This is a genomic window from Acinetobacter sp. YH12112, from assembly GCF_013418945.1.
Taxonomy (GTDB): domain Bacteria; phylum Pseudomonadota; class Gammaproteobacteria; order Pseudomonadales; family Moraxellaceae; genus Acinetobacter; species Acinetobacter indicus.
In genome coordinates this window covers 1-17,254 of sequence record NZ_VPBA01000023.1, presented here as the reverse complement: position 1 = coordinate 17,254, position 17,254 = coordinate 1, and the positions used below count along the sequence as shown (strand labels likewise).

The window sequence follows — 17,254 nt, the reverse complement described above, 5'->3', positions numbered from 1 at the left end:
TAATTTAACCCATTAAAATTAGTTATTTAAACGCTTCAGCAATTCGCTTGGCGACAGATAACCACCAAGGTAAACCCCGTCTGCACTATAGATTGCCGGGGTACCGTTCACCCCGATATTCAGACCCAGCTGATAGTGTTCACGTACTGGCGTTTTGCAGCTGGCGGCAGGCAGTTCAGCACCGGCAATGGCCTGATCAAAGGCCGCATGGCGGTCTTGGCTACACCAGACGCTTTCCATGGCCGGAATAAACTGTTCGCCACGTGGCCAGGCAATATAGCGTACTTCAATGCCTTGGCTGTTCAGCTCATCCATATGTTCATGCAGCTTGTGGCAGTATGGGCAGCTGACATCGGTAAACACATAAATGATGTGTTTGGTTTCACCCTTGGCTTTATAGATCAGCAGATCCTGCTCTTTCAGGCTGGCAAAAATCTGTTTATTGGTGCCGGCTTGCAGGCTCTCACCGACGTTATGTAGCTGTTTGTCGCCTAAACGGATCACATCGCCTTGGAAAATGTATTTGCCATCGCTGGTGGCATAGACCGCAGACATGCCTTCCAGGCTGACCCAGTATAGATTCGGGACTTCCGTGGTTTTAACTTCCGTGATTTTGGCCTGAATGCCAGCAGTTTTAAAATGCTGTTCCAGGGTTTTGACCAGACGCTGCTGGGCATTACGTTCAGAAAGGGTAGAGGCTTCCCCGGTTGCCGGTGCACTGGCCGTAAGCGTGGTTTGTTTTTTCTCATCATTATTGCTCGAGCATGCCGTCAGGCCCAGGCCTGCAGCAAGTGTCATGGCCATTACAATTTTCGCGCGGGTAAATGTCATTGCTAACCCTTTTCTTATCGATATAAAAACAAGGAGGCTAGCATAACAAAAAAAAATGACCGATCGAAAACTTCTTGGTCGTATTTCGGCAGTGCGGTTAAGCGCGAGGATGATGGGTCGCGTGCAGCTGCTGCATGCGAATCTGCGCGACATGGGTATAAATTTGTGTGGTCGACAGGTCGCTATGCCCCAGCAGCATTTGCACCACGCGCAGGTCCGCGCCATGATTGAGCAGATGCGTGGCAAAGGCATGGCGTAAGGTATGCGGCGATAATTCGGCCTGAATCCCGGCCTGTAGTGCATAGCGTTTAATCGCATACCAGAAGTTCTGCCGGCTCATGATGCCGCCATGCTGGGTCAGAAATAAATAATCGGTGCTGGTTTTATATAGCTGCGGCCGCGCCTCTTGCAGATAGTGTTCTACCCATTCACAGGCGACCTGGCCTAAAGGCACCAGACGTTCTTTATTGCCTTTGCCGACAATGCGCAAATAACCCTGTTTCAGGTTAATCAGCTCCAGACGTAAATTCAGCAATTCAGACACCCGTAACCCACAGGCATACAGCACTTCAAACATGGCCCGGTCACGCAGGCCCAGCGCTGTATTGACATCCGGTGCCTGAATTAGCGCTTCAACATCGGCTTCGGACAGATCTTTGGGCAAGGCCCGGCCCAGTTTTGGGGTTTTATGTGCGGCGACCGGATTGTCGGCGCGCAGTTTCTGTTCACGCAGAAATTTATAAAAAGCCCTTAAGGCCGATAGGCAGCGGGCAATCGAACGTGGGCTTTTTTGCTGTTTGGTCAATTCAATCAGGACATCGGAAATATCATCATGACTCCAGTCCAGCATCGAACTGGGCACGCAGGCACTGCATAACATTAAGTCGGACAGATAGGCATTGCGGGTATGTGGACTGACGGTTTGTGCTACTAGATGATCGCGAAAGCCCTGCAAATAGCTTAAATGTTCCGGAATGGTGACAGGTGCAGGAATGCGGGGCTTTTTATTGAGCATGTGGATCACTTTAATTTAAGAATTCGATCAAGATCATTGGAATTCTCCAATGTAGAGTAATTTTTCCGGGCTGTCGATGTGATATAAGAACGGAAACGTAATCAATCCTTATTTGTTAATTATTCTCATTTGTTTGTATACTATTTAAAAGAGCTTAGGAATTTCACAGTGCGTTTATCAGAGTTAAAGGTAAAGCAGACGGCCATTATCCGCCAGATTATCCGGCAGGATGAGGGGGGCGAGTCACACAATGACTTGGTGGCCAGCCGTCTGGAAACATTGGGGTTTGTGCCGGGCACGCGCGTTCAGGTCATTACCAAAGGTGTTTTTGGCGGGGACCCGATTCTGATTCAGGTCGGTTTTACCCGTTTTGCCTTACGCAAAAATGAAGCAGAGAAAATTGAAATTGAAGATGGAGTCACTACATGAGTGATGCCTTACGTATTGCCCTTGTAGGGAATCCTAACTGCGGTAAAACCTCATTATTCAACCATTTAACTGGTACACGCCAGAAAGTTGCCAACTATGCCGGCGTAACGGTCGAACGTAAAGTCGGTCATTTTAATTTACCTTCAGGCAAGCCGGTACGGGTGCTGGATTTACCTGGCACTTATAGCTTGAATGCTGCCAGCCCGGACGAAGCCATTACCCGTGATGTGGTACAGGGCAAACTGGCAGAAGAAGGCCAGCAGGATGCTTTCCTGTGTGTGGTTGATGCCACCAATCTGAAGCTGCATCTGGGTCTGGTACTGGAAATGATTGAACTGGGTCGTCCAATGTTGCTGGTGCTGAACATGATGGACGAAGCGCGTCGTCGTGGCATGCAGATCAACACCCAGAAACTGTCTGAGCGCCTCGGTGTGCCGGTGGTAGAAACCGTGGCCGTACGCCGTTCCGGGATTGAAAACCTGATGAATGCGCTGGATCAGGGTAAATATGCGCTGCCACATACCGAATTGACCGGTCTGAAAGGCGATGCCCATCAGAAGGTCGAAACCCTGCTGAATGATGTGGTGCAATACGTCGATCAGGAAGATAAACGTTCCGATTTCCTCGATAAGGTGTTCCTGCATCCGGTGCTGGGTCTGGTCAGTCTGGCGGTCATGATGTTTATCATTTTCCAGGCGGTCTTTGCCTGGGCAGCCCCATTTATGGACGGGATTGAAACCTTCTTTGGCTGGCTGGGTGAAGTGATTGGTGGCAGTATTGCTCATCCTTTACTGAACAGTCTGGTGGTGGACGGGATTATTGCCGGTGCCGGTGGTGTGGTGGTGTTCCTGCCGCAAATTCTGATTCTGTTCTTCTTTATTCTGGTTCTGGAAGAATCGGGTTATTTACCGCGTGCCGCATTCTTGCTGGATAAACTGATGTTTAAAGCCGGTTTAAGTGGCCGTGCCTTTATTCCGTTATTGTCCAGCTTTGCCTGCGCGATTCCGGGGATTATGGCAACGCGCAGTATCAGCGACCCGCGTGACCGTTTAACCACTATTTTTGTGGCACCGCTGATGACCTGTTCCGCGCGTTTACCGGTGTATGCGCTGTTAATTGCCGCCTTTATTCCGGAACAAACGGTATGGGGCCTGTTTAACCTGCAGGGTCTGGTGCTGTTTGCGCTGTATATGGCTGGTATTTTAAGTGCGCTAGGCGTGTCTTTTGTGCTGAAGTTTTTCCAGAAAGACAAGTCCGATCACATGCTGTTGATGGAACTGCCAAGTTACCGTTTCCCGGACATCAAAAACGTCTGGATTGGTTTGCTGGATCGCGCCCGAATCTTCCTGAAACGGGTCGGTGGCATCATCTTTGCCCTGTCGATTCTGCTCTGGTTCCTGTGTACCTTCCCGCAGCCGCCAGAAGGCGCGACCATGCCGGCGATTGATTATACCTTTGCCGGGATGCTGGGCCATATCATGCAGCCAATTTTTGCCCCACTGGGCTTTAACTGGCAGATCTGTATTGCCTTGATTCCAGCAATGGCAGCCCGTGAAGTGGTGGTGGCTGCACTGGGTACCATTTACGCCCTGTCAGGGGACGAAGATGCCATGGCCGATGGTCTGGCCAGCATCATCAGCAGCGGTGGTGACTTGGGCTGGTCATTGGCGACCGGTTTATCGCTACTGGTCTGGTTTATTTATGCACCGCACTGTCTGGCGACGCTGGCCACGGTACGCCGTGAAACGGCATCGTGGAAAACAGTGGGCTTTATGACCGTGTATCTGTTTGGTCTGGCCTATTTGATGTCATTCCTGACCTATCAGATTGCATCCAACCTGTTGGCTTAAGCCGAAACAAAAAAAGGAGACTGAAATGATTGAAGTATTGATTGTGGCGGTATTGGTGATGTGGAGCACGCTGGTGGTCTTCAAAAAGGTATTCCCGAAGACTTCAAATTCAGTCTTTCTGAAGTTGTCGGATGCCTGTACGGCAAAAGGCTGGCACACGCTGGGCAAATGGTTCAGACCGAAAATGGCTGCCGGTTGTGGCGGTGGCTGTGATTGTCCGGTGTCGGAGCAGGCCAGCAAGAAAACTGAAGTACAAGGGGTCAAGTGGAAGTAAGCCCTTGAGCATCAAAAAAGCCGTCATCTCTATGACGGCTTTTTTACGCACTGACACAAAATTTTTTCCAGAAACTGCAAACAGAAAAAGCATTCAAAACCCCAAAGTGCTAACATTTCCGCAGTTTAAAATCCAAATCATTGATGGAGCTCAAATGTTAATACAACGCGGTGGATTAAAAGTTGTGGCAGGTCTTGGCATTTCAGGTGTTGCAGCAGTCAACTTCTTGCATGATCAGGGCTACCGCGTTGCCGTAACAGACTCTCGAGCGACACCCCCCGGCTATGACCAGATTCCGGCCGAGGTTCAGACCAGTTTTGGCCAGTTTGACCAGGAACTGCTGTTGTCTGCTGAAGAAATTATCATCAGTCCGGGGCTTGATCCAAAACTGCCAGAAATTCAGGCGGCAATGGCACAGGGCATTCCGGTGGTCAGTGAAATCCAGATTTTACGCCGTGCCACTGACAAGCCAATTGTGGCCATTACCGGTTCCAATGCCAAAAGTACCGTAACCACACTAATTGGCCTGATGGCTGCCGATGCTGGCAAGAAGGTCGCGGTTGGGGGCAATCTGGGCCGTCCAGCGCTGGATTTAACCAAAGATGATCCGGAGCTGTATATTCTGGAACTTTCCAGCTTTCAGTTAGAAACCACGTCAAACCTGAATGCTGAAGTGGCGGTGGTGCTGAACATGAGTGAAGACCATCTGGACCGTCATGGTGACATGCTCGGTTATCACACCGCCAAACACCGTATTTTCCAGGGCGTGAAACAGGTGGTGTATAACCGTGATGATGCACTGACCCGTCCGCTGGTGCCAGATACCACCCCTATGCAGAGCTTTGGCCTGAACGCACCAGATATCAACCAGTTCGGTATTTTAAAAGAAAAAGATGGCACCATTTGGCTGGCGCGTGGCCGTGAACGTCTGCTGAAAAGCAGCGACATGTATATTCAGGGTACGCATAATATTGCCAATGCCTTGGCCTGTCTGGCGCTGGGTGAAGCGATTGGCCTGCCGATGGACAGTATGCTGAACACCTTAAAAAGCTTTAAAGGTCTGGAGCATCGCTGTGAATTCGTCGAAGAGGTCGCAGGCGTGCGTTATTATAACGACTCCAAAGGCACCAATATTGGTGCCACCCTTGCGGCACTGGAAGGCTTGGGTGCAGCAATTCAGCCGTATGGTGGTCAGGTGGCCATTATTTTAGGCGGGCAGGGTAAAGGCCAGGACTTTAAGGCACTGCGTCAGGCGCTCAGTCAATACGCCAAACTGGCAGTGTTGATTGGTGAAGATGCCGCGCTGATTGAAGCGGCGGTACAGGGCACTACCACGCTGCTCCATGCCGACAGTCTGCAACAGGCGGTCACACTGTGCCAGCAGCATACCCAGCCGCAGGATGTCGTGTTATTGTCACCTGCATGTGCAAGTTTTGATATGTTCTCGGGCTATCCGGAACGTGGTCGTCAGTTCGTGGCTTATGTCAACGAACTTGGTCAAGAATAATAAGGATTTGGGATATGGCTGGCTTTGCTCAGACAACGATCAATAAAATCAATCAGGTCTATGAGCGCTGGTTACCGCGGTTACCGGCCGAAGTGAATGTGCGCAATGTGCTCATTTTTAGCGTATTGGCCTTGCTCTGTATCGGCTCGATTATGGTGGCATCTGCCTCAATGCCCTATGCCGAGCGTATGCATGAAAATGCCTTCCATTATGTACTGCGGCATGGTATTTCAATTGCGGTGGCGCTAGCTGCCGCCTATACCGTGTATAAAGTTCCCTTAAACCTCTGGTTCAATAACACCTTCTTTTTATGGATTATTACCATTGCCTTGCTGATTGCAGTACTGGTGGTTGGCACCGAAGTCAATGGTTCCAAACGCTGGATTCGGGTGGCCGGGTTTACCTTGCAGGCTTCAGAAGTGGCCAAGGTGATGATGGCGATTTTTACCGCCGACTACGTGGTACGTCGTGCCGAAGAAGTGCGTAATAATATTAAAGGTCTGGTACGGCTGGCAGTGATTATGGCGGCGACTGTGGGCCTGATTACGGCAGAACCGGATTTGGGTGCGACTGTGGTGATTGCGTTGACCATGCTCGGGGTGTTCTTCCTGGCCGGTGCACCACTGATTCAGTTCGGGATTGCCTTGGGTGCGATGCTGGGTGCGTTTACCTTCCTGGTGGTGTTTGAGCCCTACCGTTTTGAACGTTTAATGTCTTTCTCTAACCCGTGGAATGATCCGCTCGGGGCCGGTTATCAGCTGTCAAATGCCTTAATGGCTTTTGGCCGGGGTGAATGGGCCGGGGTGGGGTTGGGGCATAGTATCCAGAAAATGTCCTATCTGCCGGAAGCGCATACCGACTTTATGCTGGCCGTTTTAGGCGAAGAATTTGGCTTTTTTGGTATCCTGGTGGTGCTGAGCCTGTCTTTCACCATGCTGGTCTGCTGTATTCGCATTGGTCATCGTGCCTTGCGACATCAGTATTTACGTGCTGGTTATCTGGCCTATGGCATCAGCATCATCTTCCTGTTACAGATTCTGGTGAATGCCGGCATGAATATGGGCATGTTGCCGACTAAAGGGCTGACCCTGCCATTTATCAGTTATGGTGGTTCATCGCTAATTATGTGTGCGGTGATGGTCAGTCTGATTCTGAAAATTGAAAGTACTACCCAGCAGACCAATCCAAGCCGTGAGGAATCAAGCTTCTAGATTGCTCTGCTGAAATGGATCTGGCTGAGCATGGTGCAACACTGTGCTTGGCATTTCCGTTTTACAGTTCAGACATTTGACAAAGCTGCCTTTGGCTTTGGATAGCGGAATTAAAGGAATAAAAAATAAGGAAAAATAATTGCGCTGCTGCTTCAGTTCATAGCTGGTGCGGGTGCGACAGACCGGACAGACAAACTGGTTTTTCTCCAGCACTTTGGTTTTTGGACCAATCCCGAAAATAAAAAACATAGTAATCCCATCTTGCAGTTATTTTTTTCTAGATTAGCGCAAATTGTGTAGTTATGCGTAGCTGCCCTGTAGCTGAGTTGTATGTGGAATGGCGTCAATTGACCACTGGGCAATGGCTTGCTGCAGCATACGTGCCGGGGTATCTAAAACTACCGGGGGTTGGTGCAAAGCCGTGAGCGCCTGTTGTAATAGCAGAGGAGCCTGATTTAAATCCAGCGGCTGGGCCAGGTTCTGCTTGGAGAGTTTTTGCCCCTGATCATTCATGGCCAGCGGCAAATGCAGATAGCGCAGTTCCGGATAGCCCAGCACCCGCCCAAGCCAGATCTGTCGTTCGGTATTGTCCAAGAGGTCTGCGCCGCGGACCACATCGGTAATGCCTTGCAGATAGTCATCGACCACCACGGCCAGCTGATAGTTAATAATCCCGTCACGGCGTTTTAAGACAAAATCACCCAGATCTTGTTGCAGGTTGGAGCAATGTCGGCCCTGCAAGCGGTCTTCAAAGCAAATGTCTATATCGGTCACTTTCAGGCGGATGGCCTGCTGTGCAAAGGAGAGTTGCAGATTGCGGCAGGTGCCAGCATAAATATGATTGGAACCGAGCATTTTACGCGTGCACTGACAGGCATAGACCCAGCCTTGCTCGGCGAGTTGCTCAAGAACGTCTTCGTAAATGGCCAAACGGTCTTTTTGAAACAGAATCTCGCCATCCGGCTCGAACTGAAAGGCATCTAGAGAACGCAGGATATGCGCTTCACTGCCGGGATAAATACGGGGAATGTCGGTGTCTTCAATACGGACCAGCCAGCGCCCATGCTGGGCCTTGGCGTCACAATAACTGGCCACCGCAGTAATGAGGGAACCAAAATGCAAAGGGCCGGTTGGCGATGGCGCAAACCGGCCCACGTAATTCTCTTCAGCTTTCCCTCCCTTTATCAAAGGGAGGGGCAGGGAGGGATTACGAATAGACATGCTTAACCGTTATTTTGCTTCTCTTTGATTTCTGCCAAAGTTTTGCAGTCAATACATAAAGTCGCAGTTGGACGCGCTTCTAAACGGCGTAAACCAATTTCGATTCCGCAGGTTTCACAGAAACCGTAGTCATCGTTTTTAATGGCTTCAATGGATTGTTCAATTTTACGGATCAGTTTGCGTTCACGGTCACGGGTACGTAACTCGATGGCAAACTCTTCTTCCTGAGTGGCACGGTCGTTTACGTCAGGCAATGCAGTATTTTCATCTTGCATTGTGTTTAGCGTACGATCAACTTCAGACATCAGCTCGGCTTTCCAGGCCAAGAGAATCTGACGGAAGTGCTCAAGCTGGCCCTCAGACATATATTCTTCATTTTTTTTCGGCTGATAAGGCTCAATACCAAATAAGCTAGCAGTAGAACCACCTTCTGACGCCTTTGGCTTTGTCTTACGCACGCGCTTTGTAGATTTTTCCTCTACAACATCTGTTTGTTCGTCCAAGACTTGATTTTGGTTGTCATTCGCCATGTAGGGCATTCCTCATCATATACGTATTATCTATACGCAAAAAATATGGTGATATGCAAGTGTTTTTATCCACTCCCAAGGAGAAGATTATCCCTTCGGGGGTCGTCATCATATAGACTTTTTATGTATATTGATAGTCTTTGATGTTTGGATTTCGTCGTATCACGTTTTCCTTCGCAGCCATAACTTAAAGCAAAAAGATTAAAATGAAAAGTTAATAACCTGAAATTTCATTATTTATTTGACCGACTAAATTTTCAACACGATGTACCTGTGTGTCGAACTCGCCATTGTCCTTTAAATGCAAGACCCGATAGCCCGGTGCTTCCTGTCCCAGGGCAAAATCATCACTGTGCGGTTTAAACTGCACTGAAGTCGAAGGTGTTGAATAAAAAGGAATATTGTTCCAGATGTTCAGCGAATCCTGATGCACGTGACCAAATAAAACCGCTTTAATATTCTGATGCTTGGCCATCACTTCAGTCAGATCTGCGGTATTTTTCAGTTTGTGCTGATCGACCCAATGCGACTGCATGGCAAAAGGATGATGATGACAGGCCAGAATCACATGCTGGCTGGCATGTTCGGTTAACAGCTGGTCCAGTTGCGCGAGCTGGGAGGGTTCAATCCGGCCATCAATCTGATTCTTGACCGCACTGTTCAGCAGCATGATGGTCCAGCGACCCAAATGAATGGCATGTACCCGGTTTTGCTGCTGGTGAAACGGAAAATACTCCACCTCATCATGATTGCCCGGAATCTGATAAAACGGAATATTTAGGCGGTGCATAAATGCCAGATAGCGCGCATAGGTCGCCGGCACTGGCACCTGTGCCAGATCCCCGGTATGAACAATGGCATCCAGCTCAGGATAACGTTGCTGAATATCACGCATGATGCCATGAAAGCTGTGTTCCGGATTCATCTGCACAAATTTAAGGTCTTCCTGATCCATTAAATGTGTGTCTGAAATCTGGACGATGGTCCAGCTTTGTGTATTTTTGCTTATAAAAGTCATGCCTGACCCCTTAGACATTCCTTATGGTTTAATTTGTTGTTGTAACCATTGCAGGGCGATGATCAGCGGCGCATTCCTGAGCCGACCATTGGCCAATAAGATCGGTAAGTGCTCATACTCAAAAATATGCAATTGAATATTTTCGCCTTCCTCACTGAGACCAAACACACCGCCTTGTTCAGGCAAATTTACTTTCGCACTATATAAATGAAAGATTTCCGCACAAGCTCCTGCAGAAGGATAGAAGGTAAACAGATGCTGCAGTTCTTCAACTTCGCAGCCTGATTCTTCTAGGGTTTCACGGCGAATGCAGCTTTCCGGTGACTCATCACCATCAAGTACGCCCGCAATGACTTCAAGTTGCCAGGGAGAATCCTGATCATCCATTGCCCCAATACGAAATTGTTCTATTAATGCAAATTTATGTTTTTTTTCATCATATAACAATACACCGGCTGCCTCCGGGCGTTGAATCAACTCCCGATGAATGACCGGTGTATAGTGGTTTTGATTAAACAGGCGATGGCTCAGACTGACTTTTTCAACCTGAATAAAGCCACGAAACAAGAATTCACGCTGTTGAATGCGCAGTTCATTTCGACCATAGGTCGCCTGTTTAAGTATTTCCATAAAACATCATACGGATGAAGAACATCAGTTTTCATCCTAACTGAGATTAAATGGAACACAAACTCTTTTTCGATAGTTTAGACGTCGTGGTACAATTTTTGACCAGTCTGCTGATAGGTCTCCTTCATGGCTTTGAGACCTTCCGCAACCTCTGTATCACTTTGCATGGCTTCTTTAGCAAGATTCTGATTTTGCGCATAATCTCTCACATTTTGGGTGATTTTCATGGAGCAGAATTTCGGTCCACACATCGAACAGAAGTGCGCTGATTTGTGTGCTTCTTTCGGCAAGGTTTCATCATGCATACTGCGCGCCGTATCCGGGTCCAGACTCAGGTTAAACTGATCTTCCCAGCGGAATTCAAAGCGGGCTTTGGACAGGGCATTGTCACGCGCCTGCGCACCCGGATGACCTTTGGCCAGATCGGCGGCATGTGCAGCAATCTTGTAGGTGATAATACCGTCTTTAACATCTTTCTTGTTCGGCAGACCTAAATGCTCTTTTGGCGTCACGTAGCACAGCATGGCCGTGCCATACCAGCCAATCATAGCGGCCCCAATGGCCGAGGTAATATGGTCATAGCCCGGTGCAATATCGGTGGTTAGCGGACCAAGGGTATAGAACGGCGCCTCTTTGCAGACTTCCAGTTGCAGATCCATATTTTCCTTGATCATATGCATTGGCACATGGCCCGGGCCTTCAATCATCACCTGCACATCATGTTCCCAGGCGCGATGCGTTAACTCGCCCAAGGTGCGAAGTTCGCTGAATTGTGCTTCATCATTGGCATCCTGGATACAGCCCGGACGCAGACCATCGCCCAGACTGAACGACACGTCATAGGCTTTCATGATTTCGCAGATTTCATCGAAGTGGGTATACAGGAAGTTTTCTTCATGATGCGCCAGACACCACTGTGCCATGATTGAACCACCACGTGACACAATACCGGTGAGGCGGTTGGCGGTCAGCGGTACATAACGCAGCAGTACCCCAGCATGAATGGTGAAGTAGTCCACACCTTGTTCGGCCTGTTCAATCAGGGTGTCTTTAAAGATTTCCCAGGTCAGGTCTTCTGCTACGCCGTTAACTTTTTCCAGCGCCTGATAAATTGGCACGGTACCAATTGGCACCGGCGAGTTGCGGATAATCCATTCGCGGGTTTCATGAATATTTTTCCCGGTCGATAGGTCCATGATGGTATCGGCGCCCCAGCGGGTGGCCCAGGTCATTTTCGCCACTTCTTCGGCAATGTCGGAACCCAGTGCCGAGTTACCAATATTGGCATTAATTTTCACCAGGAAATTACGGCCAATAATCATCGGCTCAATTTCAGGGTGGTTAATGTTGGCGGGAATAATGGCGCGGCCGGCAGCGACTTCCTGACGTACAAATTCCGGGGTAATTTCACGCAGGTTTTGTGCACCAAAGTTTTGTCCCGGATGCTGGCGCATATCGACGCCTTGCTGTTGGCGCAGGTTTTCACGGATAGCGATGTATTCCATTTCCGGGGTAATAATGCCCTGTTTGGCATAATGCATTTGGGTCACGTTATGCCCGCGTTTGGCCCGACGCGGTTTCTGGATATGGGCAAAACGGATGTCGGCGGTGCGGATATCGCGCAGGCGTTCCTGACCGAATTTAGAACTGAGCTGATCCAGAATTTCAGTATCGTTACGCTCTTCAATCCAGCGTTCACGCACATTCGGTAAACCCTGGTTCAGATCAATATTGACTTCCGGGTCGGTGTAAACGCCAGAGGTGTCATAGACCATTACCGGCGGATTGTGTTCACCGCCTAAACTGGTTGGGGTTTCGGTCAGTTCAATCTGGCGCATCGGGACACGGATATCCTCACGTGAGCCCTGAATATAGACTTTGCTCGAAGCGGGTAAAATACGGGTGAGGTCTTTGGCATCTTGCTCGTGTTGAGCAGAAATAGCCTCGGAAGAAAGATTCGTTAATTGGTTCATACCATGATCCTTATGAAGAGCATCAACGAATCAAGCACGACCAAAACGAAACGGATTTATCCTGAATAATAAATCGAAACTTAAGGTTTAGTTGCGCTTGATTCCTACGCAGGTGTTAACCTGATCAGGTTCAACGGTACTTGTGCTTAATCATCTATACGGTTAGACAATTACACAATCTCAGCGAGGATTTACTCGCGCTCCGTCAAGCTGCTTAAATCTTAACAGGTTGGCTTAAAAAGGCCAGTGATAAAACTGCCAAATTGGTGGGTGGCTTAGTTATTCTGATAAGGCATACAGACCGCATCGCTAAAACAGTCACGGGTCGGGCTTAAGCCGTTTAGCGGTAAATCCAGATAATGGGACAGCTGCTTTAGCGCCAGGGTATTGGCACGTTCATTATTTTGTTCCTGTGCAGTCAGGCTGACTGGAATGCGGTTACGCCGTTCCTGTGGCGACATCTGCACAAAGCTGCGGAATTTACGCGCCTGATCTGCCAGTCGCGACTGCTCCAGCTTGGCCAGCTTTTCAATTTCATACCAGACACTGGGCTGAATCGCATATTCTGCTTCATAGCTGTCTGAAACCGGGGTATTTAAGGTGCCTTTAAACAGGAACGTACGATAGACCTGATCCAGATAACGCGCATCGCGGATATAGCTGCTGTCAGGATAGTTTTTGACATAATCTTCCCAGAACAGGGCACGACGCACCACTTCCTGGGCATCAATGGTCAGGCCGCCATCACGAATCGGACGCTGCATATTCTGCTCGGCCAGATTTTCAATAAAAATCCGTTCGGCATCGGGCAGATAAGGCGCAAAGATACGGGCCAGATACTGCGGATTACGCCGATAGACCAGTTGGCCTTCACCGGCATCATACAGGTCGACATAGGCCTGACCTTTGTGTTTCAGCAGATACTGGTCGCGTAAGGCAAACTGTTCGAAATGGCTTTGCTGAATGGTGGGATGCTGGGCCAGATCAAAGGCATACTGATCAAAAGCGGTCTGCTGCTGGGCGGTACGTTCGACTTTCAGAAAATTCTGGTACATCTGGGCAGACAGTTCCAGCAGATGCTGCTGGTCGGGGAAATCCATTAGTGGCAAACAGACTTTTAAATCCTGGTTAATCTGTTCCAGGGCAAAGGTGGTGCGCTGCTGGTTAATCTCGCGCATTTCCTGTTCAATGCCGCGGCAGATCGACTTTAAATCGACTGCCTGTTCAGCCACAGCCTGCTTCGGCTTCTGTTCAATGACCACAGGAGGTTCTGGCCTTTGACACGCGGTCAAAACCATTGCAGAACATAAACTGAGCAGTAAAGTACGCCAGCGGGGAGAAATAAGCTTCACGATAACCCAATTAAAAAAAGCAGCAAAAAACAACAAGTGCGGAATGTATGGCGCTATTGTAACCAGCTTCGGGCCGGCGAATTGTAGCGTTGTGCTGAAGTTTGGTTACATGGCTGTGAGTGCGCTCCTGGCTCAACTCAACTGGACAGCTTGCTGCTTGAGTTAAAGCGGTAAAATATAAAAAAATAATCAAAAACATACGAAAAAAATGCGATAAATCGCTACTATGGAGCAAATTGAGTCAATGCTTGACTAAGACATGGCCATTTTGGCGAGATGAGTTAAACGAATAAAATGAAGAAAAAAATATGTGTATTGGGCCTGCTGTTGTTTAGCCCTTGGGCGCAAGCCTTGGATCTGGTCGAGGCCTATGAGCGTGCCAAAGCCACCGATCCGAACTGGCAGGCCAATCTGCTGCAATATGAAGCCGATCAACTGAATTTAGGCATTGCCAAAGGCAATTTGCTGCCGACCGTGACTGTGTCTGGCAATATCACCCGGCGCAGTCAGGACGCCAATACTGCGACAATTCCAGGTTCTCCAGTCAGCTCTGAAAGCCTGTCACCTTCAGCAACCACCACCCGTCAGGTGAGTGTCACCGCACGCCAGCCTTTATTTCGCTGGGATGCCTGGGAAGGCCTAAAACAGGTCAAAACCTCACTCAGTCTCAGTGAAGTCACCTTAAGACTGCAAAAGCAGGAGCATATCTTAAATGTGGCCGAGGCCTATTTTAATGTGCTACGTCAGCAGTCTTTAACCACCGCCTATTTACAGGAAGAGCAGGCACTGCTGGAACAGCTGAACATGATGAATGCCAAGCTGCGCGAGGGACTGGTCGCGCGCAGTGATGTCAGCGAAGCCGAGGCGCAATATCAAAATGCCAAGGCCAACCGGATTGCTACCCATGTGCAGCTGGTGCTGGCACAGGAACAACTGGCGCAGCTGATCGGGCCATATCGTGAAAATCTGGCGGTACTGCGAGATGACTTTCAGTTCCAAAAGCCTGATCCGGCCAGTTTAGAGGCATGGACCGAGCTGGCACAAAGTCAGAACCTGTCCATTTTGCAGGCCCGCTTGCAGCAGCGTTATGCCGAAGACCAGAAACGGGTGGAGCAGGCCGCGCGTTATCCGCAAATTGAAGCGGTCGGTACTTATGGCTATAACAAGCAGACGCCACAAAGCCCGATTTCTCAGAATGGCCAGTTTGATCAGGTCGGCATTGAAATGAACTGGAATGTATTTACTGGCGGGCGTACCCAGCGCAATATCCAGAAAGCAGCGGTGAATGTCGATAAAGCCGAAGCCGAGCTGGATGCGGCGATCCGTAAAGCCAATACCGATGTAAAAAGTGCCTATTTGCAGGTGGAAACCGATCAGTCCAAATTACAGGCACGACAGGCGGCCATGCAATCGGCAGAACTGGTATCGCGCGCATCGCGTGCCCAATATAATGAAGGCCTAAAAACCATGGTCGATGTCCTGCTGGCCCAGCGTAATGCTTTTTCGGCCAAGCAGGACTATTTGAATGCCAAATATGATTATCTGATTAATATACTTCGCCTCAGGGCGTCGGTGGGGCAACTCAGTGAAAAAGATCTGGCCGAGATGAACTTGTGGTTAATAGAAAAACCTTAAATTTCAATAAAATAAAATGATGCAATCGGGCACTTGTTTAAATTGTCATAAAAGCTTAATGTTTAATGTGATTTAATAATCAATGATCAAATAAGTCCGTTATTACTGCATTGGAGTACATCTCTTGAGTCCAAATAATCCTGTGTTAAATCACCATATTTCTTCTCAATTTAATGAAGATCTACAGGATGTCAATACAAAATTCATGACCATGGGTGGCTTGGTAGAACAGCAGGTGGCCAATGCGATTCATGCATTGCTGGACACAGATGCCGCGATGGCAATAGAGGTGCAATTTCAGGACAATGCGGTGAACCGTCTGGAAACTGAAATTGATGAAGCATTAACCCTGATTTTGGCGCGCCGTCATCCTGCAGCAATTGACCTGCGCATGGTGATTGCCATGAGCAAGGCCAATACCGACCTGGAACGTATTGGTGATGAAGCGGCTAAAATTGCCCGGATTGCACAAAGCTTGTGTGAAGAAGGTGGCTCGCCGCGCGGTTATATGGAAACCCGTCATATTGGCAACCAGGTGCGAGTCATGATTCATGATGCGCTGGATGCTTTTGCCCGTTTAGATGTCGATCAGGCTTTACGCGTACTGCTGGCCGATGCCGATATCGACCGTGAATACCAGTCGGCCACCCGGACTTTAATGACCTATATGATTGAAGATCCACGTCATATTTCCCGCGTCATCAATGTAATGTGGGTACTGCGTTCCCTAGAGCGGATTGGTGACCATGCGCGTAATATTTCCGAGCAAGTGATTTATATGGTCAAAGGTCTGGATGTGCGTCATACCAGCATGGAAGAAATTGAACAGAAAGTTCAAGAACGCTAAGTTTGAATACCATAAAAAAGCCTGAAATAATTTTCAGGCTTTTTTTATGGATTACGCAAAAAATGGATAAAAAAAATCCCAGATTTTGGGGGAAATCTGAGATCGAAATCGGGGATATTTATATCTATTATAAGAGATGCTTCCATCTCCTTGATTGCTATTATAGGAAGATGGTGGGCGGAAATCTTTAAGCTTATTGTAGTCTAATGTTGAGTTTTATGAACAAATGTATCGGCCAGTTACAATACTAATCGGTTAAATAGGTTAATTTTAATCTAAATTATAAACCCCTGATTTTGGTGAAGTAAAACTTTATAGTTATCCAGATACACTATCAATTCAACAAAAACAGATCACCTCAACGCTCGCTGAAAATAGGGAGCTCGCGGCTGGAAAACAACAGAGTTCATCTACTTTTTCAGTGCCAAGCCTGAAATGGGTGAATGAAGAGGGATTCATTTTTTATCGATGAAATTTTTGTGGATTAAAGGCTAAAAGCATCTTCCGAGATAGAACTCTATGTGCAGTGATTGATCTTGGGTTTGGATAGAGCAAAAGAAAAGCTCCATTTCTGGAGCCTTTCAAATTTAAGCCCACGCGCTTCGCTTGTCTTGCGTAATTTGTATAACCGTGCATAAAAAAGAATCCCCAAAAAATGGAGATTCTTTTTGCATGAAAGCCTACGCGGACTTCGTCCTTGTCTTGCGTAAAACTTAAAGCAGCGCTTTCTTTTTTACTCGAAGCACAGCTTCTCGTCTTGCGGCGTGGCGGAGCAGTATCGAGTATAAAAAAGGAGCCTCTTCAGCACTGCTGTCCCATAGTTTGCTTTAAATAAAAAAACCTGAGTCCTAACAGTTAAAATATGAGTGTAAACAAACACTTTAACGACCAGGATTCAGGTTTTGTCACATCAGAATACCGTATTTCATGA

At 48.3% G+C, this 17,254-nt stretch carries 16 protein-coding genes and 1 riboswitch; of the genes, 7 read left to right on the top strand and 9 right to left on the bottom strand.

The window, feature by feature from the left end:
- Window positions 1–18 precede the first annotated feature (18 nt).
- Together FTU50_RS09715 and xerD are read right to left on the bottom strand one after the other, a co-directional pair.
- Window positions 19–831 (bottom strand): DsbC family protein, encoded by an 813-nt coding sequence (locus tag FTU50_RS09715; RefSeq protein ID WP_005181584.1) that lies wholly within the window; start codon window positions 829–831, stop codon window positions 19–21.
- A 97-nt stretch (window positions 832–928) separates the two neighbouring features.
- Window positions 929–1,846: a site-specific tyrosine recombinase XerD gene (gene xerD, locus FTU50_RS09710; protein WP_005181586.1), complete on the bottom strand. Its 918-nt coding sequence runs from the start codon at window positions 1,844–1,846 to the stop codon at window positions 929–931.
- Between the two features lie 168 nt (window positions 1,847–2,014).
- On the opposite strand from xerD, the gene FTU50_RS09705 reads away from it, so the two are divergent.
- The 5 genes from FTU50_RS09705 to ftsW all read left to right on the top strand — a co-directional run bounded on the left by FTU50_RS09705 (window position 2,015) and on the right by ftsW (window position 7,117).
- Complete coding sequence (locus FTU50_RS09705) at window positions 2,015–2,275, top strand: FeoA family protein (RefSeq protein ID WP_005181588.1); 261 nt, start codon at window positions 2,015–2,017, stop codon at window positions 2,273–2,275.
- On the top strand, window positions 2,272–4,125 hold the full coding sequence (locus FTU50_RS09700; protein WP_104487721.1) for a ferrous iron transporter B: 1,854 nt from the start codon (window positions 2,272–2,274) through the stop codon (window positions 4,123–4,125). Before FTU50_RS09705 ends, FTU50_RS09700 begins: the two co-directional genes overlap by 4 nt.
- 25 nt (window positions 4,126–4,150) lie before the next feature.
- A complete protein-coding gene (locus FTU50_RS09695) occupies window positions 4,151–4,399 on the top strand; it encodes a DUF6587 family protein (protein WP_016659699.1) in 249 nt (82 codons plus the stop codon).
- A gap of 154 nt (window positions 4,400–4,553) precedes the next feature.
- A complete protein-coding gene (murD, locus tag FTU50_RS09690; protein WP_180062693.1) occupies window positions 4,554–5,906 on the top strand; it encodes a UDP-N-acetylmuramoyl-L-alanine--D-glutamate ligase in 1,353 nt (450 codons plus the stop codon).
- 14 nt (window positions 5,907–5,920) lie between these two features.
- Window positions 5,921–7,117: a putative lipid II flippase FtsW gene (ftsW, locus tag FTU50_RS09685; RefSeq protein WP_180062694.1), complete on the top strand. Its 1,197-nt coding sequence runs from the start codon at window positions 5,921–5,923 to the stop codon at window positions 7,115–7,117.
- On the opposite strand, the gene FTU50_RS09680 is transcribed toward ftsW, so the two are convergent.
- The 7 genes from FTU50_RS09680 to FTU50_RS09650 form a co-directional block, all read right to left on the bottom strand.
- On the bottom strand, window positions 7,106–7,366 hold the full coding sequence (locus FTU50_RS09680; RefSeq protein WP_005181597.1) for a zinc-ribbon domain-containing protein: 261 nt from the start codon (window positions 7,364–7,366) through the stop codon (window positions 7,106–7,108). The genes ftsW and FTU50_RS09680 overlap by 12 nt on opposite strands.
- Before the next feature lie 51 nt (window positions 7,367–7,417).
- Window positions 7,418–8,338 (bottom strand): tRNA glutamyl-Q(34) synthetase GluQRS, encoded by a 921-nt coding sequence (gluQRS, locus tag FTU50_RS09675; protein ID WP_163143125.1) that lies wholly within the window; start codon window positions 8,336–8,338, stop codon window positions 7,418–7,420.
- 2 nt (window positions 8,339–8,340) lie between these two features.
- The gene (gene dksA, locus FTU50_RS09670) at window positions 8,341–8,868 is read right to left on the bottom strand and encodes an RNA polymerase-binding protein DksA (protein ID WP_016659695.1); all 528 of its coding nucleotides are present in this window, start codon (window positions 8,866–8,868) and stop codon (window positions 8,341–8,343) included.
- 214 nt (window positions 8,869–9,082) lie between these two features.
- Window positions 9,083–9,886, bottom strand: coding sequence for a metallophosphoesterase (locus tag FTU50_RS09665; RefSeq protein WP_180046573.1), 804 nt, complete (start codon window positions 9,884–9,886; stop codon window positions 9,083–9,085).
- Window positions 9,887–9,907: 21 nt separating this feature from the next.
- Window positions 9,908–10,516: an NUDIX domain-containing protein gene (locus tag FTU50_RS09660; RefSeq protein WP_005181612.1), complete on the bottom strand. Its 609-nt coding sequence runs from the start codon at window positions 10,514–10,516 to the stop codon at window positions 9,908–9,910.
- A 77-nt stretch (window positions 10,517–10,593) separates the two neighbouring features.
- A complete protein-coding gene (thiC, locus tag FTU50_RS09655; RefSeq protein WP_005181616.1) occupies window positions 10,594–12,489 on the bottom strand; it encodes a phosphomethylpyrimidine synthase ThiC in 1,896 nt (631 codons plus the stop codon).
- A gap of 84 nt (window positions 12,490–12,573) precedes the next feature.
- A riboswitch (TPP riboswitch) is annotated at window positions 12,574–12,704 on the bottom strand.
- Window positions 12,705–12,764: 60 nt separating this feature from the next.
- A complete protein-coding gene (locus FTU50_RS09650) occupies window positions 12,765–13,787 on the bottom strand; it encodes a hypothetical protein (protein WP_218949220.1) in 1,023 nt (340 codons plus the stop codon).
- A 348-nt stretch (window positions 13,788–14,135) separates the two neighbouring features.
- Between FTU50_RS09650 and FTU50_RS09645 the strand changes: the two genes are divergently transcribed.
- Both FTU50_RS09645 and phoU read left to right on the top strand, forming a co-directional pair.
- A complete protein-coding gene (locus FTU50_RS09645; protein ID WP_160241695.1) occupies window positions 14,136–15,476 on the top strand; it encodes a TolC family outer membrane protein in 1,341 nt (446 codons plus the stop codon).
- Between the two features lie 124 nt (window positions 15,477–15,600).
- A complete protein-coding gene (phoU, locus tag FTU50_RS09640; protein ID WP_005181619.1) occupies window positions 15,601–16,323 on the top strand; it encodes a phosphate signaling complex protein PhoU in 723 nt (240 codons plus the stop codon).
- Window positions 16,324–17,254 lie beyond the last annotated feature (931 nt).